The following is a 20421-nucleotide window of genomic DNA, read 5'->3' on the forward strand; positions in this document are numbered from 1 at the left end:
CTCAGTCTCCCAGGTAAGCCGCCTGCACGCGCGGGTCGCGACGGATGGCCTCACCGTCGCCGTGGGCGATGACCCGGCCGTCGACCAGCACCGACAGTCGATCCGCCAGCCGGAAGACGGCGTCCATGTCGTGCTCGATCAGCAGGATGGGCACCTCGTGCTTGAGGGTCTCGAGCAGCTCGGTGAGCCGCGCCGAGCCCTCCGGCCCGAGGCCGGCCATGGGCTCGTCGAGCAGCAGCGCCCGGGGCTCGAGCACCAGCGCGCAGGCCACCTCCACCTGACGGCGCTCGCCGTGGGAGAGCGCCGCGACCGGGGTGTCGGCGCGGTGGCCGAGGTGCACCCGCTCGAGCGCCTCGCGTGCCGGGCCCAGCAGGCGCGCATCGCGGGCCACCGGTTTCCAGAAGCGAAAGCTGTGTCCCGCCCGCGCCTGGGCGCCGATCATCACGTTGCCAAGCGCGCTGAGCGGTTCGGCCAGCGACGAGACCTGGAAGCTGCGCCCCAGCCCCAGGCGGGCCCGCGCGGAGACGCCGAGCGTGGTGATGTCGTGCCCGGCGAGCAGGATGCGCCCTGCGTCGGGCCTGAGGCTGCCGGCGATCTGGGCGATCAGCGTCGACTTGCCGGCCCCGTTGGGGCCGATCAGGGCGTGGATCTCGCCGGCGCGCAGCGTCAGCGAGACGTCGTGGGTGGCCTGAAGGGCGCCGAAGCGCTTGTGCAGCCCCTCGACCGCGAGCACCGCCTCAGCCATGGGGCGTCCCCCCGGCCAGCCAGCCGATCACGCCCTGCCGGGCGAACAGCACCACGCCGAGCAGCACCAGGCCGAGGAAGAAGAGCCAGTACTCGGTCAGCCCGCCGAGCAGGGTCTCCATCAGCACGTAGACGATGGCCCCGGCCAGCGGCCCGAAAAGGCGCCCGACGCCGCCGAGGATGACGATCACCATCAGCTCCCCCGAGAAGTGCCAGCTGAGCATGGCGGGGCTGACGAAGCCGTTGAGGTCGGCGTAGAGGGCGCCGGCGAGCCCGGTGATCATGGCCGAGATGACGAAGGCCGTGAGGCGGATGGGGTAGGGCGAGATGCCGGCGGTGGCGAGGCGCGTCTCGTTGAGGCGCGCCATGGTCAGGGCGGCGCCGAAGCGCGACCCCATCAGCCGCGCGGTGATCGCCATGGCGGCGAGCAGCAGGGCGAAGCAGACCAGAAAGAAGCTCAGCGGCTGCTGGCTGTCGATCAGCGGCAGGCCGTTGCGCAAGTAGATCGGCAGGCCGTCCTGGCCGCCGTAGCTCGGCCAGGAGGTGGCGAAGTAGTAGACCATCTGGGCGAAGGCCAGGGTGATCATGATGAAGTAGACCCCGGAGGTGCGCAGCGAGACGGCGCCGATGGCCAGCGCCAGCAGGCCGCAGGCGGCGAGCGCCACCGCCCAGATCACCAGCATGTCGTCGCTGCCGGGCAGGCCCAGCAGCAGGCTGCCGTCGAAGGCGTGGAAGGCGCTGATGCCCGCCACGTAGCCGCCCACGCCGAAGTAGGCGGCATGGCCGAAGCTGATCATGCCGCCGTGGCCGAGCGCCAGGTTGAGTCCCACTCCCGCCATCGCGATCAGCACGATGCGGGTGGCCAGGTTGACGTAGTAGGCCTCGCCCAGCAGGTGGGCCACCAGCGGGGCGAGCAGGGTCAGCGCCAGCAGGCCGGCGTTGACCAGGCACTGGCGCCCAAGCCGGGGTGCGGCCGTGGGGACGGTGGCGTCGGTGGAAGGGTCAGTCATGGGCGGCGAAGAGTCCCTGCGGCTTGAAGGCGAGGATGACGGCCATGAGCACGTAGATCAGCATGGCGGCGAGGGCGGTGCCCACCCCGGCGGCCTGGGAGGGGGGCAGGAAGTGGCCGAACAGCGCCGGCAGGAAGACGCGCCCCAGGGTGTCCACCACGCCGACCAGGATCGCCCCCAGCAGGGCGCCCTTGATCGAGCCGATGCCGCCGATCACGATCACCACGAAGGCGAGGATCAGCACCGGCTCGCCCATGCCCACCTGCACCGACTGCAGCGCGCCCACCAGCGAGCCGGCGAGCCCCGCCAGGGCGGCCCCCAGGGCGAACACCAGGGTGTAGAGCCGGCGGATGTCGACGCCGAGTGCACCGATCATCTCGCGATCGCTCTCGCCGGCGCGGATGCGCATGCCCAGCCGGGTGTGCGAGATCAACAGGTAGAGGCCGGCGGAGATCAGCACGCCCACGGCGAGGATCATCAGCCGGTAGACGGGGTAGCGGGCGCCGCCGGGCAGGGCCACCGAGCCCGCGAGCCAGTCGGGCGGGCTGAGCCAGAGTGGCGAGGAGCCGAACAGCCAGCGCGTGCCCTCGGAGAAGATCAGGATCAACGCGAAGGTGGCGAGCACCTGGTCCAGGTGCGAGCGATGGTAGAGACGTCGGATCACCAGCACCTCGACCACGGCGCCCGCCGCGGCGGCCGCGAGGCTGCCGGCGGTCAGGCCCAGCAGGAAGGAGCCGGTCGAGGCGGTGGTGACGGCGGTCACAAAGGCGCCGACCATGTAGAAGGAGCCGTGGGCCAGGTTGATCAGCCCCATGACGCCGAACACCAGCGTCAGGCCGCTGGCCATCAGGAACAGCATGGTGCCGAGCTGCAGGCCGTTGATGAGTTGCTCGATCAGCAGGGTCGCGCTCACGTCGTGGGGTCCATGGTCGGGGAGCGGGGGAGTCGGGCCGCGGGCGGCCCGGGGCGTCGGTCACATCCGGCACTGCTCGGCGTAGACGTCCTGGATGTCCTCGATGGCGAGGCCGACCAGGCGGTTGGTGGGCTGGCCGTCCTCGCCCTCGACCACCTCGCGGACGTAGATGTCCTGGATCGGGTGCTGGTTGGGGCCGAAGCGGAAGTCGCCGCGCACCGAGGCGAAGTCGGCTGCGCGCAGGGCCTCGCGGAAGGCGTCCTGGTCGTCGGGGTGCGCCTTCTCCAGGGCACTCAGGATCAGGCGGGCGGTGTCGTAGCCCTGAGCCGCGTACAGGGTCGGGGTGCGCTCATGGGTTGCCCGGAAGGCCTCGACGAAGGCCCGGTTGGCTGCGTTGTCCAGGTCGTAGGCCCACTCCGAGGTGTTGATGGCGCCGAGCGCCGCGCTGCCGACCGCCTGGATGATGATCTCGTCGAAGGAGAAGGCCGCGCCGAACACCGGCATCTCGACGCCCGAGCTCTGCCACTGCTTCATGAAGGAGATGCCCATGCCGCCGGGCAGGAAGAAGAACAGGCTGTCGGCATCGCTGGCGCGGATCTGGGCGATCTCGGCCGCGTAGTCGGTCTGGCCGAGCTGGGTGTAGAGCTCGTCGGCCACCTCGCCCTCATAGAGGTGCTTGAAGCCGGCCAGGGCGTCGGTGCCGGCGGGGTAGTTGGGCGCCATCAGCAGCGGGCGCTCGAAGCCCTGCTCGCGCATGTAGGCGCCCATGGCGCCGTGCAGGTTGTCATTCTGGTAGGCCACGTTGAAGTAGTTCTCGTGGCACAGCCGGCCCGCCAGGGCCGAGGGCCCGGCATTGGGGGAGAGGTAGAAGGTGCCCTGTCGCACCACCGAGGGCACCACGGCCATGGCCAGGTTGGACCAGATGAGGCCGGTCATGATGTCGACCTCGTCGCGCTGCAGGAACTCGTTGGAGAGCGTCTTGGCGAGGTCGGGGCGACGGGCGTCGTCCTGGATCAGCACCTCGATGTCGTCGCGTCCCGCCTGGTCGATGGCGAGCATGAAGCCGTCGCGCACGTCGACGCCGAGGTGCGAGCCGCCGCCGGAGAGCGTGGTGATCATGCCGATCCGGACCTCCTCGGCCTGGGCCAGGGAGACGGCGGTCGTCATCAGCAGGCCGAGGCCGGCGCGGGTCAGGATGTTCATGGAGAGGCCCTCTGGTGTCTGTGTGGATGGCGGCATGCCGCCTCGCGGCGAGGCGTCGGCCCGCCGCGATGACGGGCCGGCCGGTTCGTTGTCGCGTTTCTCGCTACCTTACTACGAACCGGCCGGCGGCCTCTCCACGCTTGGCCATCGCTCTGCTTCGGCGGCCGGCCCTCGGGGAGGCGTCGCGAGATGTCCTTCGAGCGGCGCGGCGGCATTGACACCGTCATCGGCAGGCGCGAGTCTGTCAGCTCGCGGGTCGAGCATGCCGTCGCGGCCGGCCGTCGAGCAAGGGAGGTGTCCATGCTGGAAGATTGCACGAATGCCCAGGAACGCTGGGGTGGTGTCCACCAGCTGATCGATCGTTGGCTCGAGGCGCGCCGGGCGCTGCTGGTCCACTTCGTCGACCTCAAGGCGTCCTGCGATGCCGAGCTGGAGGCCGTCTCCAAGGCCCATATCGATGCCTTCAGCGAGCTGCTGATGGACTACATCAGTGCCGGCCACTTCGAGATCTATCCGCAGCTGCGCGAGGAGGCCCGCGCCTTCGACGACGAGCCCGCCCTGGCGCTCGCCGACCGGCTGATGGAGCGGCTCGAGATGTCCACCGAGCTGGTGCTCGCCTTCGACGAGGACTACGCCTCCCCGGCGCGCTGCGAACAGCACCTCGCCCGGCTGCCGGCCTGGATCGATCGCCTCACCAAGGGGCTCGGCGAGCGCTTCGAGCTCGAGGATCGGCTGATCGCCCGGCTGCACGCGGCCCATTCGCCGGACGCCACCCGCGCCGAGGCCGACTCCCGGGCCTGAGGGCCCCGACGGCGCTCGTCAGCGGCAGACCCCGCGGGATCTCGCGTCCCGCGGGGTCTCGTCGTGTCGGGTCGGCAGAGGCCTGGCGGCGGGCCTAGCCGCAGGTCGAATTGAGTTTTGTGCAGTGCAGGCATAACATCTTGGCGGTTCGCATCCCGGCCAGGGTGGGCAGCCGCTCCACCAGGCTTATCCTCACGGCGACAACCCCTGCGTTGACAACCCAAGGAGCCACCATGAAAGACCCCGTCCGTATTGCCATCACCGGTGCTGCCGGCCAGATCAGCTACTCCCTCGCCTTCCGCATCGCCTCCGGCGACATGCTCGGCAAGGACCAGCCGGTCATCCTGCAGCTGCTGGAGATCACTCCGGCCATGGACGCCCTCAACGGCGTGGTGATGGAGCTCAACGACTGCGCCTTCCCGCTGGTGCAGGAGATCGTGGCTACCGACGATGCCAACGTCGCCTTCAAGGATGCCGATTTCGCCCTGCTGGTCGGCGCGCGTCCGCGCGGTCCGGGCATGGAGCGCAAGGACCTGCTCGAGGCCAACGCCGCGATCTTCTCCGCGCAGGGCAAGGCGCTGAACGACCACGCCAGCCGCGACGTGCGCGTGCTGGTGGTCGGCAACCCGGCCAACACCAACGCCCTGATCGCCTCCTGCAACGCGCCGGACCTGGACGCCGGCCAGTTCACCGCGATGATGCGCCTGGACCACAACCGCGCCAAGACCCAGCTGGCCCAGAAGACCGGCAAGCATGTCACCGACGTCGAGTCCATGGTGGTGTGGGGCAACCACAGCGCGACCCAGTACCCGGACCTGGCCCACTGCAAGGTCGACGGCACCCCGGCCCTGGAGCTGGTCGAGCGCGACTGGTACGAGAACGACTTCATCCCCACCGTGCAGCAGCGCGGCGCCGCCATCATCAAGGCGCGCGGGGCCTCCTCCGCGGCGTCTGCCGCCTCCGCCGCCATCGATCACATGCGTGACTGGGCGCTGGGCACCGACGAGGTGGTGAGCATGGGCATCCCCGCCGACGGCAGCTACGGCGTCGAGCCGGGCATCATGTACTCCTACCCGGTGGTCTGCAAGAACGGCCAGTACGAGATCGTCCAGGGCCTCGAAATTGACGAGTTCAGCCGCGGCCGCATGCAGGCGACCGAGACCGAGCTGCGCGAGGAGCGCGCCGCCGTCGAGCACCTGCTCGGCTAAGCCTCGCCGCTTCCGCGACACGAAAAACCCCGCCGGCCGGCGGGGTTTTTTGCGTCTGGACCTCGCCTCGGCGAGCGAGGCGAGCGGCTCAGTCGCGCAGGCTGATGATGCGCCAGCCGCGGGCCTTCGCCACCTCGCGCAGGCTCGGGTCGGGGTCCACCGCCACCGGATGGTCGACCTCCTCGAGCAGCGCCAGGTCGTTGTGGGAGTCGCTGTAGAACCAGCTGCCGTCCAGGGTCAGGTCGTGGTCGGCGAGCCACGCCTCGAGGCGCTTCACCTTGCCCTCCCGGTAGCTCGGGATGCCGAGGGCGCGACCGGTGTAGCGGCCGTCGACCATCTCGGGCTCCACGGCGATCAGCTCGTCGATGCCCAGGCGCTCGGCGATCGGACCGGTGATGAAGCGGTTGGTGGCGGTGATGATCATCAGGGTGTCGCCGCGCGAGCGGTGACGGGCCACCAGCTCCTCGCCCCGGGCGAGGATGTGCGGCTCGATCTTGCTCGCCATGAACTGCTGGTGCCAGGCGGCGAGCTGCTCCGGCGTATGCGCCGCCAGCGGCTGCAGGGCCACCTCGAGGAAGGCCTGCATGTCCAGGGTGCCCGCCTCGTAGTCGGCCATGAAGCGGTCGTTGGCCTCGCGGTAGGCGACCGGGTCGACGGCGCCCTGTTCCAGCAGGAACTCGCCCCAGGCATGGTCGCTGTCGATCGACAGCAGCGTGTTGTCCAGGTCGAAGATGGCCAGGCTCACTGCGTTCCCCTCGGGTGTTGTTGATATGGATGGACGCGCGCGCGGCGGTCACGGCAAGACCATCGATTATGGCAGAAGCGATGACGCGCTTCGAGCGCCCGGCCCGGCCGCGAGCGCCGCGTGTTGGCCGCCGGCCGACGCCTTGTATTGATGCGCTTTGTGGCCTTGTGGAAGAATGGCCTCAATACTGAAACTATAAGGTGAAGTCCGTGATCGACGCTGACGGCTTTCGCCCCAATGTTGGCATCATCATCGCCAACGAGATGGGGCAGCTGCTTTGGGCGCGTCGGGTAGGGCAAAACGCGTGGCAGTTTCCCCAGGGAGGCATCAAGGCTAACGAGACTCCGCAACAGGCACTTTTTCGTGAGCTCCACGAGGAGATCGGCCTCACCGCCGAGGACGTCGAGATCCTTGCCTGCACCCGGGGCTGGCTACGCTATCGCCTGCCGCGACGCATGGTGCGTACCCACTCCCGGCCGGTGTGCATCGGCCAGAAACAGAAGTGGTTCTTGCTTCGGATTCGCTGTCAGGAGAGCCGGATCTGCATGGACCTGTCCGGCAAGCCGGAGTTCGATGGCTGGCGCTGGGTCAGCTACTGGTACCCCCTGGGACAGGTGGTGCCCTTCAAGCGTGAGGTCTATCGCCGCGCCCTGCGCGAGCTGTCCCCCCGGGCCCAGCGGCTGGCCCTCGGTCATGGATGAGCCGATGGCCTGACGGCCACCCCCTCAGCGAGGCGAGAGACAACCACAATGGAAAAAAAGACGCCAATGCTCGAGGTATTGCGACGCATCATTCAGGAAGTCAACGGGGCTCGCAACTTGGACGCGGCCCTGGCCACCATGGTGCGACGCATCCGCAAGGCGATGCGCACCGACGTCTGCTCCTTCTACCTCTTCGACCACGCCATCGATCGTCTGGTGCTGATGGAGACCATCGGCCTGCGCGCCCAGGCGGTGGGTCGGGTGAGCCTCGAGGTGGGGGAGGGCCTGGTGGGCCTGGTGGCCAAGCGCGAGGAGCCGCTCAACCTGGAAGATGCCCAGGCCCATCCGCAGTTCCGCTACTTCGAGGCCACCGGCGAGGAGCGCTACTCGAGCTTTCTTGGCGTGCCGATCATCCACCAGCGCCGCATGCTCGGCGTCCTGGTGGTGCAGCAGTCCGAGAAGCGTCGCTTCGACGAGGAGGACGAGGCCTTCCTGGTCACCATGGCCGCCCAGCTGGCCGGCGTGCTGGCCCACGCCCTGGCGACCGGTGGGCTCAATCGGCCGAGCATTCCCGGCGGGCAGGCCCGCTTCACCGGTGTGGCGGCCTCGCCCGGCATGGCCATCGGCGAGGCGGTGGTCATCGCCGCGCCGGCCGACCTCAACAGCGTACCGGACCTGATCCCCACCGATGTCGAGTACGAGATCGCCCGGCTCAAGGAGGCCATCGGGCGGGTGCGCGACGAGATTCGCGCCGCCGGCGAGCGCCTGGCGAGCCGCATCTCCGCCCAGGAGCTCGCGCTGTTCGACGTCTACCAGCAGATGCTCAGTGAGGCGGCCCTCTCCCAGGAGGTCGAGAAGCGCATCCGCGAGGGGCAGTGGGCGCCCGGAGCGCTGGCCGACGTGGTGCGCCGCCATGTGCAGTACCTGGAACGGGTCGACGACAACTATCTCCGCGAGCGGGCGGCGGACGTCCGGGACCTGGGGCGGCGCGTGCTGGCCCACCTGCAGGAGGAGACGCCCCAGACCCCGGAAGTCTACCCCGACAGCACCATCCTGGTGGGCGACGAGATCAGTGTGGCGATGCTCGGTGAGGTGCCCCGCGACAAGCTCGCCGGGCTTGTCTCGGTGCGTGGCTCCAGCACCTCCCACGTGGCCATCGTCGCCCGTGCCATGGGCATTCCCACGGTGCTCGGCATGGTCGACCTGCCGCTGCCGCGCCTCGGCGGCAACCGGGTGGTGCTGGATGGCCATCGCGGGCGCCTCTTCGTGCGCCCCTCGCCGGAGCTCGAGAGCCACTATCAGAGCCTGATCGACGAGGAGCGGGCGCTGATGGCGGTGCTGGAGCAAGAGCAGGACCTGCCCAGCCGCACCCCAGATGGCCACGACATGCCGCTGATGGTCAATACCGGCCTGGCGGTGGATGCCGTGGCGTCGCTCAAGTCGCGGATCGGCGGGGTAGGGCTCTACCGCACCGAAGTGCCCTTCATGATCACCGAGCGCTTTCCCGGCGAGCAGGAGCAGACGCGCCTCTATCGCGACCAGCTCGAGAGCTTCGCGCCGCTGCCGGTGGTGATGCGCACTCTCGACATCGGCGGCGACAAGGACCTGCCCTACTTCCCCATCGAGGAGGCCAACCCCTTCCTCGGCTGGCGCGGCATCCGCGTCACCCTCGACCACCCCGAGGTGCTGATGGTGCAGCTGCGGGCCATGCTGCGCGCCTCCCAGGGGCTCGACAACCTGCAGGTGCTGCTGCCCATGGTCACCAACGTCGACGAGGTCGACGATGCGCTGCGCCTGCTCGATCGCGCCATCCTCGAGCTCGGCGAGGAGGGCGTGGCGGTCAAGCGGCCCAAGGTGGGGGTGATGCTGGAGGTGCCGGCGACCCTCTACCAGCTCGATGCCCTGGCCGCCCGCGCCGACTTCTTCTCGGTGGGCAGCAACGACCTGACCCAGTACCTGCTGGCCGTGGACCGCAACAACCCGCGGGTCGCCGAACTCTACGACGCCAACCACCCCGCCGTGCTGGCGGCCATGGCGCGGCTGGGTGAGGATTCGCGGCGCCTGGCCATGCCGACCTCGGTGTGCGGCGAGATGGCCGGCGACCCCGCCGGGGCGCTGCTGCTGATGGGCATGGGGTTCACGACGCTGTCGATGAACGCGCCGAGCCTGCCGCGGGTGAGGGCGGCGATTCGTCGGGTGAGCCTCGCGAGCGCCCGGGAGCTGGTCGAGGAGACCCTGCGGCTCGATTCACCCCACGCCGTGCGCCAGCACCTGGAGACCCGCCTGGGCGAGTGGCAGCTGGCGCACCTGCTGCCGCCCAAGGACTGAGCGGGATCGAGCCCCTCGCTTCGGCCCCCGGGGGAGCGCGCATGGCGGCGCCCGGCCGGGCCGAGCCGGGAAGCGAAGGGGCTACTGCGGGTGCAGCGTCAGCCGCTCGATGCTCTCCCCCAGCCGGATGCCCAGTGGCCCGAAGCGCCGTTCACCGATCTCGATGAGCCCGTCGGCGTGCCAGCTCAGCCAGCTGGTGGCGCGGGTGCCGTAGTCGCGGCCGACGATGAAGCACGACGACAGCTGGCGCTCGCGCTCGAGGCCCACGCCGGTCTCCGGCAGGGTGTCGTCATCGGCGGGCCGGGCATCGCCGAGCACGGGCAGGGCGTCCTCGGGGAAGCGGCCGTAGCGAAGGCCGCGGCCGAGTCCCTGGCGGGCCGCGATCAGCTTGGGCCAGGGCGTATCCAGGCTGGCGTTGGAGAGGCCGTGCAGGCCGGGCGGCACGCGCCGGAGGCGAAGGGCGTCGAGCCCGCTGTGCAGGTGCCAGAGCGTCTCTCCGTCGCCCACCAGCAGGTTGAAGCCGGCATAGGCGCGGGCCGCCCCGTCCGCCAGCCGCTCGAGCCAGGCCGTCAGGTCGTCGCGCTCCAGGGCCTCGCGCACCAGTTCGCCGCGGCTCGGCGAACCCGGCGGCACCGTGAGGCGCGGGTCGCGCACGTTGGTCACGGCGGCGAAGCGCCCGCGGCGGTGAACGGCCAGCCAGCTGCCGCCGGCCTCCAGATCGCGGCCGCCGACGATCGCGGGGGCCGCCTCCCAGGCGCCCAGGGGCGCCGTCGGACGGGCATGGAACTCGTCACGGTTGGCGATCAGGCGCAGCGGGCAGGTGCTGCCGGGACGGTGGTCGAAGGCGATCAGGCACATCGGGCCAGCTTAGCCGGCCGCCGGCGCGGGGGTAAAGGCGCCGTCATGACAGCCCGGGCCCGGCCGCGTACACTCTTTCGCTCATCGTGCGTGCACAGGGATGAGAATGCAGGACGATATCCGCTTGGATCGCTTATGGTCGCGCCTGGTGTGGCCGATCTTCTGGCCGCTGCTGCTGACCCAGCTGGCCCTGGTGGTGCTCTGTCTGCTGGTCGGCCTGCTGCTCTGGTGGATGATGCCGGCCCACGCCTCCTGGAACACCGCCTTCTGGCTGCCGGTGGCGCTGCTGCTGGGCAGCTGCCTCAACGTGGCGGTCTTCCTGACACTGCTGCGCCAGCGCATGCGCGGGATCCAGCGCGAGGTGGACGAGGCCCTGGCCGGGGTCGAGGGCTACCTGGCGCGCCATCACCGGCCGCAGCGCCAGGACCTGCCGCTCTCGCAGCGCCTCAGGGCCCTGGCGAGCGCCTGTGAGGATCTGGTGGAGGGCTGGCGCAACGATCTCGGCGAGAGCCATGCCGCCGAGCGCCGCCTGGTCGACGACCTCGAGGCCTTCAAGGAGCGGGTCGAGCGCCTGGAGGCCGGGCGCGTCCGCGCCCGGGAGGAGTCGCGCCTGAAGTCCGGCTATCTGGGGCACCTGCGCCAGTCGCTCGGCCCCCTGATGACCTCGCTCACCGAGGTGCTGGAGAGCGAGACCCTGCGACCGAGTGGCGGCGAGCACGACCGGCGCGCGCTGCTGGCGCTGCGCGAGCGGCTCGCCGACGCCATGCTGCTGCTCGAGAATCTCGATGCGCCCTCCGACACACCCGCGTTGCCCGCGGCTCCCGGGGCCGAGGCCAGCGGGCGGGTGCTGATCGTCGATGACGGCCCGGTGAACCTCACCCTCGCCCGCCAGGTGCTGGAGCGGCAGGGGCTCGAGGTCGCCACGGCCACCAGCGGCGAGCAGGCCCTGGCGCGGTTCGAGGAGGCTGCCTTCGACCTGGTGCTGATGGATATCTTCATGCCCGGCATGGATGGCGTGGAGGCCAGCCGGCGCTGGCGCGAGCGCGAGGCCGGGATGGCCTCCCGTCGGCGCAGCGTGCTGGTGGCGCTGACCGCCAACGCGAGCGACGAGGACCGTCGCCGCTTCCTCGACGCCGGCATGGACGACTTCCTGGCCAAGCCCTACCGCCCCCAGGCGCTGGTCGACATGGTGCGCCAGTGGCTGGTCCTCCCGGAGCCCAACCCCTCATGAGCCTCATCGCGACTTTCCTGGCCTACCTGGCGCTGGGCGCCGCGGCCGGCACCCTGGCCGGCCTCTACGGCGTGGGCGGCGGCCTGATCATCGTGCCAGCCCTGATCGTGGCCTTCGAGCTGCAGGGCGTGGCCGCCGAGGTGGCCATGCACCTGGCAGTGGGCACTTCGCTCGCCACCATCGTGGTGACCGGTGCCTCCTCGGCCTGGGGACACTTCCGTCGCGGCAGCATCCGCCGCGACTGGTTCCTGGCCTTGCTGCCGGGGCTGATGCTCGGCGCCATCGCCGGGGTCTTCGTCGCCGGCAGCCTCTCCGGCGGGCGGCTGGGGACCCTGTTCGGCCTTTTCGTGATCCTGGTCGCTCTGAAGATGGCGCTGGGGCGCGGCCCGCGGCTCGGCAGCGTGGCCCCTGGGCGTGCCGTGATGGGTGTGGCGGGTGCGGTGATCGGCGGCATCTCGGCACTCTTCGGCATCGGCGGCGGTACCCTCAGCGTGCCCTGGCTGTCGCGCTGCGGGGCCACCATGACCCAGGCCGTGGGCACCTCCTCGGCCTGCGGCCTGCCCATCGCGCTGTTCGGCGCGGCCACCTTCGTGGCGGTGGGGTGGGGCAACCCGCTGCTGCCTGCCGGGGCCATCGGCTTCGTGATGCTGCCCGCCTTCCTGGGCATCGTGCTGGCCAGCGTGCCCTTTGCACGCCTCGGCGTCTGGCTGGCCCATCGCCTCTCGCCCCGGACGCTGCGCCTCTCCTTCGCCGCCCTGCTGACGGCGGTGGGCCTCAAGTTCCTCCTCTGATCCTCCTGTTACCCAAGGGCTTAGCATGCTGAACTATCCCGATATCGATCCCGTGGCCATTGCCCTCGGACCCTTCCAGGTCCACTGGTACGGCCTGATGTACGTGGTCGGCTTCGTGGCCGCCTGGTTCCTCGGACGGCGCCGGGCCGAGCGCATCGGCCTGACCCGGGACGATGTCGGCGACCTGCTGTTCTACGCCGCCATCGGCGTGGTGGCGGGCGGGCGCCTGGGCTATGCGCTCTTCTACGGCATGTCGCAGTGGCTCGAGGACCCGCTGTGGATCTTCCGTGTCTGGGATGGCGGCATGAGCTTTCACGGCGGCCTGATCGGCGTGCTCCTCGCCGCGCTCTGGTTCGCCCGCAAGAAGCGCCTGGCCTTCTTCACCCTGACCGATTTCGTGGCGCCTCTGGTGCCCATCGGCCTGGGCGCCGGGCGCATCGGCAACTTCATCAACCGGGAGCTTCCCGGGCGGCTCACCGAGCTGCCCTGGGGCATGCCCTTCCCCGGCATGGGGTCCGCGCCGCGCCACCCGTCGTCGCTCTACGAGGCGCTGCTCGAGGGGGCGGTGCTGTTCGCGGTGCTGTGGTGGGTCTCGGCGGTGCCGCGCCGCCGCGGGCTGGTCTCCGGCCTGTTCCTGCTGCTCTACGGCCTGTTCCGCTTCCTGGTGGAGTTCGTGCGCCTGCCCGACCCCCATCTCGGCTTCATCGCCCTGGGCTGGGTGACCATGGGCATGCTGCTGACCCTGCCGATGATCGCCGCCGGCCTCGCGCTGATCGCCTGGTCGCGCCGCCAGCCGGTGGATGCGAAGCCCTGAGCGGGGTAGGGGGCGGCCCGGGATGGGCGCCCCCGGTCCGGGCATGTAGAATATGTCGTCCATTTCCCAGCCGCCGACCTTGCCCGTGACCGCCATCGCTCCTCCCGCCCTCGAACAGCCCTACCTCGACCTGATGCGCCTGGTGCTCGATCACGGCACGGAGCGTGACGATCGCACCGGCGTCGGCACCCGCTCGGTGTTCGGCCACCAGATGCGCTTCGATCTCTCGCGGGGCTTTCCGCTGGTGACCACCAAGAAGCTGCACCTGCGCTCGATCATCCACGAGCTGCTGTGGTTCCTGGCCGGCGACACCAACATCGCCTACCTGAAGGAGAACGGGGTGCGCATCTGGGACGAGTGGGCCGACGAGAATGGCGAGCTGGGTCCGGTCTACGGCTACCAGTGGCGCAGCTGGCCGGATCCGCGCGGGGGGCACGTCGACCAGATCGCGACCCTGCTCGAACAGATTCGCGTCAATCCCCGCTCGCGTCGGCTGATCGTCTCGGCCTGGAATCCGGCGCTGGTCGACGAGATGGCGCTGCCGCCATGCCACTGCCTGTTCCAGTTCTACGTGGCCGACGGGCGGCTCTCCTGCCAGCTTTACCAGCGCAGCGCCGACATCTTCCTCGGCGTGCCGTTCAATATCGCCAGCTACGCGCTGCTGACCCAGATGATCGCCCAGGTCGCGGGGCTCGCGCCGGGCGACTTCGTGCATACCCTCGGCGATGCGCACCTCTACCTGAACCATCTCGAGCAGGCCGAGGAGCAGCTCTCGCGCACGCCGCGTGCGGCGCCGCGCCTGGTGCTCGACCCCTCGGTGGATGACCTCTTCGCGTTTCGCTTCGAGCACATCGCCATCGAGGATTACGATCCCCATCCGCATATCAAGGCCCAGGTGGCCGTATGAGCGAGGCCCGCGCCATGACCGACGAGACCCTGATTCCCATCGCGATGATCGCCGCCATGGACCGCCATCGCGTGATCGGCGTGGACAACCAGCTGCCCTGGTACCTGCCTGAGGACCTCAAGTTCTTCAAGCGGATGACCCAGGCCAAGCCGCTGGTGATGGGGCGCAAGACCTACCAGTCCATCGGCCGACCGCTGCCGGGCCGCCTCAATATCGTGGTGACCCGCGATCCCGGGTTTCAGGCCGAGGGGGTGCGGGTCTGTCACGACCTCGCCGCCGCCCTGACGCTGGCCGACCAGCAGGCCACCATCGACGGCGTCGAGGAGATCATGGTGATGGGCGGTGCCGAGATCTACGCCCAGGCGCTGCCCTTCGCCAGCCGGCTCTACCTCACTGAGGTGGACCTCGAGGTCGAGGGCGATGCCCGCTTCCCGCAGATCGACCCGAACGCGTGGGAGGAGGTGCAGCGCGTGGCCGGCACGCCCGCCGAGGGCCAGCCGGACTATCACTTCGTGCAGTACCGGCGGCGCTGAGGGTGTCGCGCGTCGGCGACATTTGTCACCACGCCATGGCTGGCACAGACTGGGCTGCAAGGGGCATCGCCGGTTAACGCCGGCGACGGCTGGAGGAGTCAGGGCAAGGCGCACTGGAGGGACAGGACGTGATCGAGGAAGGCTCAACCCGCCTGCTGGAACGGCTGGAGCAGCGCGCTTCGGCACTGCTCGCGCTGCTGAGGGAGTCGCGCGTGCAGCAGGATGCCCTGCAGTCACGGCTCGCCGAGCTGGAACGTCGTCGAGTCGAGCTGGAGGCGAGCCAGGCCGAACGGGCCGCCGAGGTCCGCGAGGAGCAGGCCGCCCGCCAGGCCCTGGCCGAGCGCTGCAGCGAGCTCGAGGCGCGCATCAGGGACCTGGAAGCCACCCGCCAGGAACTCGCCGAGGAGAACCGCGAGCTCGACGAGCAGAACCGCGAACTCGAGGCCCACAACCGGCGCCTGCTGGCACAGGCTCCCACCGAGGCCGAGGCCGGGAGCATGCTCTTCCATCGTCAGGCGCGACGGGCCCAGGGGCTCTCCGCGCTGATCGGCGATCGCTCGCGTCGCCAGCCGGGCGACGAGGCCGCTGCGCCGTCGCCCGCCCACGACGACGCGCCCGACGAGCCCGCTGCCAGCGAGCACGCCGAGACGGCCGCCGCGTGCTCCGCCGACGAGGCCCAGGTGCCGGCCGAGACGCAGCCACCTGGCGGTGACGAGGCGCCGTCTCCCCAGGCGCTGCTGGATCAGTGGTATCGGCGCTACTCCTCCACCTTCTTCAAGGGCCATACCCGGCCGCTCAAGGTCGGCATCCACGAGGAGCTGACCGCGCGAGAGCCCTGGCCGGAGAAGCTCGTGCGCCGGGCGTTGGCCTGCTACGTCAACCTGCCGCGCTACCTCAAGTCGGTGCGCGAGGGCGCCTGGCGCCTCGATCTTGCCGGCGAGCCGGCGGGACAGGTGGATGCCGCCGCCGCCGAGCATGCCCACAAGAAGCTCGAGCGGCTGCAGGCCGACCGCCGTCAGCGAGGGCGGCCCGCTCGCACCCGGGCGCGAAGCGCCGCCAATCGTGACGGTGAGGCCGACGGGAAGGCCCGTCAGGGCAGCGCTCGAGAGCAAGCCGCACCGGCCGGCAGCAAAGGCACCGGCGACTCCCGCACCGCCCAGCCCTCGGCTGAGCGGCCGGCCGCCAGCGCTCCGGAAGGCGCCCCCGCCGCCACCCTGGACGAGAAGCTCTCCGCGCTGCTGGCCAAGCACAATCAGCGTTGATCTCCCCCCGACTTGTCTTCGTCATATTCGCAGGGCATGATGGATTCGCTCATCGCGCCAGGCGCTCGATTCGGCGGCCGTCACGCCGGTTCGAGCATTGGGCTCGCCGGGACGGCGCCCGATTCGCCAGGCAGGAGGATGCACGGACGAACGGTGTTCGCGACGAATGAAAACAGTGTTTTTTTCTTGTTGCGTTCCCCCAAAACCCGGTATAGAGTTCCTCTTGCGAGCATTGGACTATAACTAAGGCTTCGCCGCGGTCTGGCTCGCGATCTGTCCTCCCGGGAGGGAGTTGCAGTCACGAGAACCGGCACCAAGACCGGCCAAGCCCGCTGACCCGCTCACCAAGACCGGGCAGCCACGATCGAAACAGCAAGCTAGTCAATAAGGAACTATCGCAATGAAAAAGACACTGTTAGCGACTGCTATCGCCGGTGCTCTGGCCGCTTCCGGCGCCCAGGCTGCGACCGTCTACAACCAGGACGGCACCAAGCTCGATCTGTACGGCAACCTGCAGTTCGCCTACGCGAACACCAATAACGACGAAGGTGAGAGCACCGACGAGTTCGCCGACAACGGTTCCACCCTGGGTGTGGCCGGCGAGCACGTGATCTACGACGGTCTGACCGGCTACTTCAAGTACGAGTTTGAAGGCGACGCCGACGAGATCAAGGGTGCCGGCGGGCTGGACACCGGTGACCAGGCCTACTTCGGCCTGAAGGGCAACTTCGGTGACGCGCGCCTCGGTTCCTGGGATCCGCTGATCGACGACTGGATCCAGGATCCGATCACCAATAACGAGTACTTCGACGTCTCCGACTCCAACCAGAACATCGTTGGCATTGCTGATTCTCGTGAAGGCAACAAGCTGCAGTACATGTCGCCCTCCTTCAGCGGCCTCCAGTTCGCCGTGGGTACTCAGTACGAAGGCGACGCAGAAGCTGGTAACAGCGCTGACTTCTCCGCTGCTGCTGGTGAGTTTGCCGGTGACACTTACCAGGCTGACAACGACGGTGACAGCAGCGCCTCCTTCTTCGGTGGCCTGAAGTACACCGCTGGCGCCTTCTCCATCGCCGCGGTCTACGACAACCTGGCCAACAACGATGGCGAAGTTCGTTCTTATACGCTCAACGCCGATGATGAGCGTGAGTTTGGTGCTAGCGAAGACTTCGACGCCGGCGACCAGTATGGCATCACTGCCCAGTACACCGTCGATACCCTGCGCGTTGCAGCCAAGATCGAGCGCTTCCAGTCCGACAGCGACCTGGTCGAAGACGTCAACTACTACGGCGTGGGCGCTCGCTACGGCTACGGCATGGGCGACATCTACGGCGCCTACCAGTACGTCGACGTGGGCGGCGGCGACCTGACCGACACCGCTGATGACGCCTTCACCAGTGGCGACTGGCCGAACGAGGAAGGTGAGAGCTACAACGAGGTCATGATCGGGGCGACCTACAACGTCTCCGACGCCATGTACACCTTCGTCGAGGCCGCCTGGTACGACCGTGACGAAGATGCTGGCGACGGCGTGGCCGTGGGTGCCGTCTACCTGTTCTAATCCCCTCGCAGGATCCTCCTGCCCGTAGGGTGGAACACCGAAAGCCGATCCTCCGGGGTCGGCTTTTTTCATTCAGGATACACGCGAGGGTTCATGAAACAGCCGATCATCACCGCAAGCCTGCTGGCCCTGGGGCTGGGGCTCGCCAGCGCCCCGGCGCTTTCCAGCGAGATGGCGGAGCGCTTCCGGGAGCAGGGCAAGCAGCTCGACCTGACCGGCTTCTTCCAGGCCGAGAACGACGCGCGCAGCCGCAGCTTCCTCTACGGCAGCCCCCACGAGCACGACTTCACCGTCAAGCAGGCGGGGGAGTACCTGTTCGAGAGCTCGGTACCGGGGGGGGAGTCCGAAGACTACCGGGTGGCCGCGGTGCTGCTGGATGACCAGGGGCGGGTGATCGCCCGGGGCGAGGCACTGGGGCAGAACGGCGGCCTGGCCCTGCGCCAGCGCCTCACCCCGGGCGACTACGTGCTGCGCGTCGAGGGACGCAAGTTCGGCACTCGCAGCCGGAGTGGCAACAGCTTCTACATCACCGTCGCCGGCCTGGACGAGAACGGGCGCCGCCTCGAAGAGGGCGTCAGCGACGGCCAGGGGCTGGTGTTCAGCGGCAGCGCCCGCGAGGGCAACCGCAGCGTCTTCGTGCGCAGCCGGGACGACGTGGCCACCATCGCCGCCCCGACGCCCGAGGCGAGTGCCGATGTGACGGCCGGGGCTTCCGCCGGTGCCCTCCCGCAGGCCGAGGCCCCGGCGTCCTCCGCCGAGAGCGCTCAGGCCCAGCCTGAGGCCCAGGCCTCGAACGGCGTGGAAACCATCGTCACCGACGTGAAGATTCGCGCCCGCGGCGAGGTGCTGACCTTCGACATGGCCGAGCGCGGCGCCGTGGCCATCACCACCTCGACCTATCCGACCGGCTACGAGGATACCTACCGCCTCGAGCTCGAGGTGCTGGATGCCAACGGCCGGGTGGTGGCCGAGGGCGCGGGCGAGGGCTTCGATGGCGACGTGGACATGGAAACGGAGCTGTCACCGGGCCGCTATCGCATCCGCGTGCAGGGCCAGAAGTTCGGCTCGGCGATGTCCGGCGTCAACAACTACGAGCTCAAGGTGCAGAAGCTGGATCGTCCCTGAGCCGACGCGATGATCTCGTGAGACACAAAGGCCCCGGCGTACAGACGCCGGGGCCTTTGCATTGGGCGCGAGGCTCGATGGTCGTCATGAATCCTGATCGTCGAGGATCATCTGGATCATCTCCTCCAGCGCCTCGACCTTCTGCCCGAGTGCCTCGACCTCGCCCTCTTCCTTGGACGTCTGTACGTATTGCTCGTTGATCTTGGCCATGTGCTCCTCGATGGCCGCGGAGTCCATGGCGTGTGCGGCACCGCCCATCAGCAGCAGGGTCAGGAGGCCGGCAGTCAGCGTCTTGATGTTCATGGGGCACCTCAGGTGTGACGGAGTCGAACAGGACCCGTCGCCAGGTCCTGCTCCCTTGGTGTCTCCCGGCGTGTCTGCCTTACAGCGGCATCAGAAGTGGTACTTCACCATGCCCTGCAGGCGCAGGGCGTCGCCGTCGCGGCCATCGACCACCTCGCGAGTGTGGTAGCCCGCCTCCACGCCATAGCTCACGCGCTCGATGGGCGACCAGACGTAGTTCAGGTGCAGCGCCTCGAACTGCTCGTTGGCGCCCTCCACGCCGGCGAGGCCGGCGTCGCGGGCATCGTCGAGATCGGCCTTTGAGATGCCGTAGCCCAGGTTGACGGCACCGGGCCCGGCCCGGAGGTTCATGCCGACGTTGGCGCCCCAGGCGGTGATGGTCTCGACCTCGTCCTGTGACAGGTAGCCCGGCGCCGAGGGGTTGTTCTGCAGGTATTCGCCGATGCCGTCGCCGTAGGTCAGCGCGCCGCGCAGGGTCAGGCGGTCGCTTGCCCGGAAGCGGGCCGCCAGGTTGAGGCCCCAGCCGGTGGCGCTGTCGTCGATGGAGGGGCCGTCGTCACTCTCCACTTCCAGCTGGCGCAGCATGGCCGAGGCGGAGTAGTCGACGCCCGCGGCCCGGCTCTGGTAGCGCAGGGTCAGGTCGGGCAGGCCGGTCTTGGCATCTCCATGCTCGCTATAAACGCCTCGTGGATGTTGTGCATTTTTCGGATTTAACCAGTTGATCGCCACACCATCCTTGTAATCTTCCGGATCCGGGTTCTCCAGGGCGAGGTGCCACTGGCCCCAGGAGTAGCGCAGCTGCGCCTTGCGGCCGATCTTGCTCTGGCCCGGCTGGGGCGCGAGGTCGATGGTGGGCGTCTTGCCCAGCCGGCTGCCGAAGTTGGTCCAGGTCTTGCCGGCCAGCACGCCATTCCAGCTGCCGTAGGCGTGGCGCAGTCGCAGGTCGCCGCCCTCCGGCGCGTTATCGAACCAGTCGACCTCGACCCGGGTGACGAGCTGTCTGCCGCCGGCCGGGGTGGCCGTCCTGAAGCCCAGGCGCGACTGGTAGGCGTGCAGGGTGGTGTGCCCGTCGCTGCCCCGCTGACCGTCGATCAGGATGCGCGGACGTGCCGCCAGGTCGCCCAGTTCGTTGTCCACGTCGTAGATCATGTCCAGCTTGGCGAAGCCATAGAGGCTGGCGGTGGTGTCGCCGAGCTCGATGTCCACGGCGTGGGCCGCGCCGGCGATGGCCATGGCGAGGGCGCCGGCCGACAGGCAAGAGGCGCGCTTGAGGGAGGCGTGAGATGTCATCGGGTTGTTTCCTTCTACGGGTTCACCGCCGAAGCGGAGGGAGACGGCGACGCCCATGGGTCCCCTGATGATCCCGGTGCCGCCGATGGTTGA

At 69.2% G+C, this 20421-nt stretch carries 20 protein-coding genes; 12 read left to right on the forward strand and 8 right to left on the reverse strand.

What is annotated here, in order from left to right; translation table 11 throughout:
- Position 1: 1 nt before the first annotated feature.
- Genes C9F13_RS08630 through C9F13_RS08645 form a run of 4 tightly spaced genes read right to left on the reverse strand, consistent with a single transcriptional unit; the run spans position 2 to position 3870 of the window.
- Entirely contained in the window at positions 2-745 is a 744-nt protein-coding gene (locus tag C9F13_RS08630; RefSeq protein ID WP_108445824.1) for an ABC transporter ATP-binding protein, read from the reverse strand.
- Complete coding sequence (locus tag C9F13_RS08635; protein WP_108445825.1) at positions 738-1754, reverse strand: branched-chain amino acid ABC transporter permease; 1017 nt, start codon at positions 1752-1754, stop codon at positions 738-740. Before C9F13_RS08635 ends, C9F13_RS08630 begins: the two co-directional genes overlap by 8 nt.
- Positions 1747-2667, reverse strand: coding sequence for a branched-chain amino acid ABC transporter permease (locus tag C9F13_RS08640; RefSeq protein WP_108445826.1), 921 nt, complete (start codon positions 2665-2667; stop codon positions 1747-1749). The genes C9F13_RS08635 and C9F13_RS08640 overlap by 8 nt, the downstream gene beginning before the upstream one ends.
- A gap of 60 nt (positions 2668-2727) precedes the next feature.
- Positions 2728-3870 (reverse strand): ABC transporter substrate-binding protein, encoded by a 1143-nt coding sequence (locus tag C9F13_RS08645; protein WP_108445827.1) that lies wholly within the window; start codon positions 3868-3870, stop codon positions 2728-2730.
- Between the two features lie 300 nt (positions 3871-4170).
- On the opposite strand from C9F13_RS08645, the gene rsd reads away from it, so the two are divergent.
- On the forward strand, positions 4171-4671 hold the full coding sequence (gene rsd / locus C9F13_RS08650; protein WP_108445997.1) for a sigma D regulator: 501 nt from the start codon (positions 4171-4173) through the stop codon (positions 4669-4671).
- A 233-nt stretch (positions 4672-4904) separates the two neighbouring features.
- A complete protein-coding gene (locus tag C9F13_RS08655) occupies positions 4905-5879 on the forward strand; it encodes a malate dehydrogenase (RefSeq protein ID WP_108445828.1) in 975 nt (324 codons plus the stop codon).
- An 88-nt stretch (positions 5880-5967) separates the two neighbouring features.
- Here the strand turns inward: C9F13_RS08655 and C9F13_RS08660 are convergent, their stop codons facing one another.
- Positions 5968-6624: a histidinol-phosphatase gene (locus C9F13_RS08660; protein WP_108445829.1), complete on the reverse strand. Its 657-nt coding sequence runs from the start codon at positions 6622-6624 to the stop codon at positions 5968-5970.
- Positions 6625-6833: 209 nt separating this feature from the next.
- Between C9F13_RS08660 and C9F13_RS08665 the strand changes: the two genes are divergently transcribed.
- Both C9F13_RS08665 and ptsP read left to right on the forward strand, forming a co-directional pair.
- Complete coding sequence (locus tag C9F13_RS08665) at positions 6834-7325, forward strand: RNA pyrophosphohydrolase (protein ID WP_108445830.1); 492 nt, start codon at positions 6834-6836, stop codon at positions 7323-7325.
- A 66-nt stretch (positions 7326-7391) separates the two neighbouring features.
- Positions 7392-9653 (forward strand): phosphoenolpyruvate--protein phosphotransferase, encoded by a 2262-nt coding sequence (ptsP, locus tag C9F13_RS08670; RefSeq protein WP_108445831.1) that lies wholly within the window; start codon positions 7392-7394, stop codon positions 9651-9653.
- An 81-nt stretch (positions 9654-9734) separates the two neighbouring features.
- On the opposite strand, the gene C9F13_RS08675 is transcribed toward ptsP, so the two are convergent.
- Positions 9735-10511, reverse strand: a complete 777-nt coding sequence (locus tag C9F13_RS08675; protein ID WP_108445832.1) for an NRDE family protein — start codon at positions 10509-10511, stop codon at positions 9735-9737.
- A 124-nt stretch (positions 10512-10635) separates the two neighbouring features.
- On the opposite strand from C9F13_RS08675, the gene C9F13_RS08680 reads away from it, so the two are divergent.
- The 8 genes from C9F13_RS08680 (at position 10636) to C9F13_RS08715 (ending at position 18735) form a co-directional block, all read left to right on the forward strand.
- Positions 10636-11742 carry a response regulator gene (locus tag C9F13_RS08680; protein WP_157955185.1) on the forward strand — a complete coding sequence of 369 codons (1107 nt, stop codon included), beginning with the start codon at positions 10636-10638 and terminating at the stop codon, positions 11740-11742.
- Complete coding sequence (locus C9F13_RS08685; protein ID WP_108445834.1) at positions 11739-12533, forward strand: sulfite exporter TauE/SafE family protein; 795 nt, start codon at positions 11739-11741, stop codon at positions 12531-12533. The genes C9F13_RS08680 and C9F13_RS08685 overlap by 4 nt, the downstream gene beginning before the upstream one ends.
- 25 nt (positions 12534-12558) lie before the next feature.
- Complete coding sequence (gene lgt / locus C9F13_RS08690) at positions 12559-13347, forward strand: prolipoprotein diacylglyceryl transferase (protein ID WP_108445835.1); 789 nt, start codon at positions 12559-12561, stop codon at positions 13345-13347.
- Positions 13348-13480: 133 nt separating this feature from the next.
- The gene (locus C9F13_RS08695; protein WP_245888749.1) at positions 13481-14254 is read left to right on the forward strand and encodes a thymidylate synthase; all 774 of its coding nucleotides are present in this window, start codon (positions 13481-13483) and stop codon (positions 14252-14254) included.
- A gap of 14 nt (positions 14255-14268) precedes the next feature.
- Complete coding sequence (locus C9F13_RS08700) at positions 14269-14787, forward strand: dihydrofolate reductase (protein WP_108445999.1); 519 nt, start codon at positions 14269-14271, stop codon at positions 14785-14787.
- Positions 14788-14915: 128 nt separating this feature from the next.
- Positions 14916-16049 (forward strand): ProQ/FINO family protein, encoded by a 1134-nt coding sequence (locus C9F13_RS08705; RefSeq protein ID WP_245888738.1) that lies wholly within the window; start codon positions 14916-14918, stop codon positions 16047-16049.
- Between the two features lie 400 nt (positions 16050-16449).
- On the forward strand, positions 16450-17610 hold the full coding sequence (locus tag C9F13_RS08710; protein WP_108445836.1) for a porin: 1161 nt from the start codon (positions 16450-16452) through the stop codon (positions 17608-17610).
- A gap of 93 nt (positions 17611-17703) precedes the next feature.
- Positions 17704-18735 carry a hypothetical protein gene (locus C9F13_RS08715; protein WP_108445837.1) on the forward strand — a complete coding sequence of 344 codons (1032 nt, stop codon included), beginning with the start codon at positions 17704-17706 and terminating at the stop codon, positions 18733-18735.
- An 84-nt stretch (positions 18736-18819) separates the two neighbouring features.
- On the opposite strand, the gene C9F13_RS08720 is transcribed toward C9F13_RS08715, so the two are convergent.
- Complete coding sequence (locus tag C9F13_RS08720) at positions 18820-19038, reverse strand: hypothetical protein (RefSeq protein WP_108445838.1); 219 nt, start codon at positions 19036-19038, stop codon at positions 18820-18822.
- Between the two features lie 90 nt (positions 19039-19128).
- Complete coding sequence (locus C9F13_RS08725) at positions 19129-20328, reverse strand: hypothetical protein (RefSeq protein WP_108445839.1); 1200 nt, start codon at positions 20326-20328, stop codon at positions 19129-19131.
- Positions 20329-20421 lie beyond the last annotated feature (93 nt).

The sequence above is a fragment of the Halomonas denitrificans genome (assembly GCF_003056305.1).
In the GTDB taxonomy this organism is placed as follows: Bacteria; Pseudomonadota; Gammaproteobacteria; order Pseudomonadales; family Halomonadaceae; genus Halomonas; species Halomonas denitrificans.

What these genes read in the sequence shown, in the direction of transcription:
- ptsP (WP_108445831.1), top strand. Translation starts at nt 7,392, where the DNA reads ATGCTCGAGGTATTGCGACGCATCATTCAGGAAGTCAACGGGGCTCGC.
- C9F13_RS08635 (WP_108445825.1), bottom strand. Translation starts at nt 1,754, where the DNA reads ATGACTGACCCTTCCACCGACGCCACCGTCCCCACGGCCGCACCCCGG.
- C9F13_RS08710 (WP_108445836.1), top strand. Translation starts at nt 16,450, where the DNA reads ATGAAAAAGACACTGTTAGCGACTGCTATCGCCGGTGCTCTGGCCGCT.
- C9F13_RS08725 (WP_108445839.1), bottom strand. Translation starts at nt 20,328, where the DNA reads ATGACATCTCACGCCTCCCTCAAGCGCGCCTCTTGCCTGTCGGCCGGC.
- rsd (WP_108445997.1), top strand. Translation starts at nt 4,171, where the DNA reads ATGCTGGAAGATTGCACGAATGCCCAGGAACGCTGGGGTGGTGTCCAC.
- C9F13_RS08720 (WP_108445838.1), bottom strand. Translation starts at nt 19,038, where the DNA reads ATGAACATCAAGACGCTGACTGCCGGCCTCCTGACCCTGCTGCTGATG.
- C9F13_RS08700 (WP_108445999.1), top strand. Translation starts at nt 14,269, where the DNA reads ATGACCGACGAGACCCTGATTCCCATCGCGATGATCGCCGCCATGGAC.
- C9F13_RS08685 (WP_108445834.1), top strand. Translation starts at nt 11,739, where the DNA reads ATGAGCCTCATCGCGACTTTCCTGGCCTACCTGGCGCTGGGCGCCGCG.
- C9F13_RS08655 (WP_108445828.1), top strand. Translation starts at nt 4,905, where the DNA reads ATGAAAGACCCCGTCCGTATTGCCATCACCGGTGCTGCCGGCCAGATC.
- lgt (WP_108445835.1), top strand. Translation starts at nt 12,559, where the DNA reads ATGCTGAACTATCCCGATATCGATCCCGTGGCCATTGCCCTCGGACCC.
- C9F13_RS08645 (WP_108445827.1), bottom strand. Translation starts at nt 3,870, where the DNA reads ATGAACATCCTGACCCGCGCCGGCCTCGGCCTGCTGATGACGACCGCC.
- C9F13_RS08715 (WP_108445837.1), top strand. Translation starts at nt 17,704, where the DNA reads ATGAAACAGCCGATCATCACCGCAAGCCTGCTGGCCCTGGGGCTGGGG.
- C9F13_RS08630 (WP_108445824.1), bottom strand. Translation starts at nt 745, where the DNA reads ATGGCTGAGGCGGTGCTCGCGGTCGAGGGGCTGCACAAGCGCTTCGGC.
- C9F13_RS08675 (WP_108445832.1), bottom strand. Translation starts at nt 10,511, where the DNA reads ATGTGCCTGATCGCCTTCGACCACCGTCCCGGCAGCACCTGCCCGCTG.
- C9F13_RS08695 (WP_245888749.1), top strand. Translation starts at nt 13,481, where the DNA reads ATGCGCCTGGTGCTCGATCACGGCACGGAGCGTGACGATCGCACCGGC.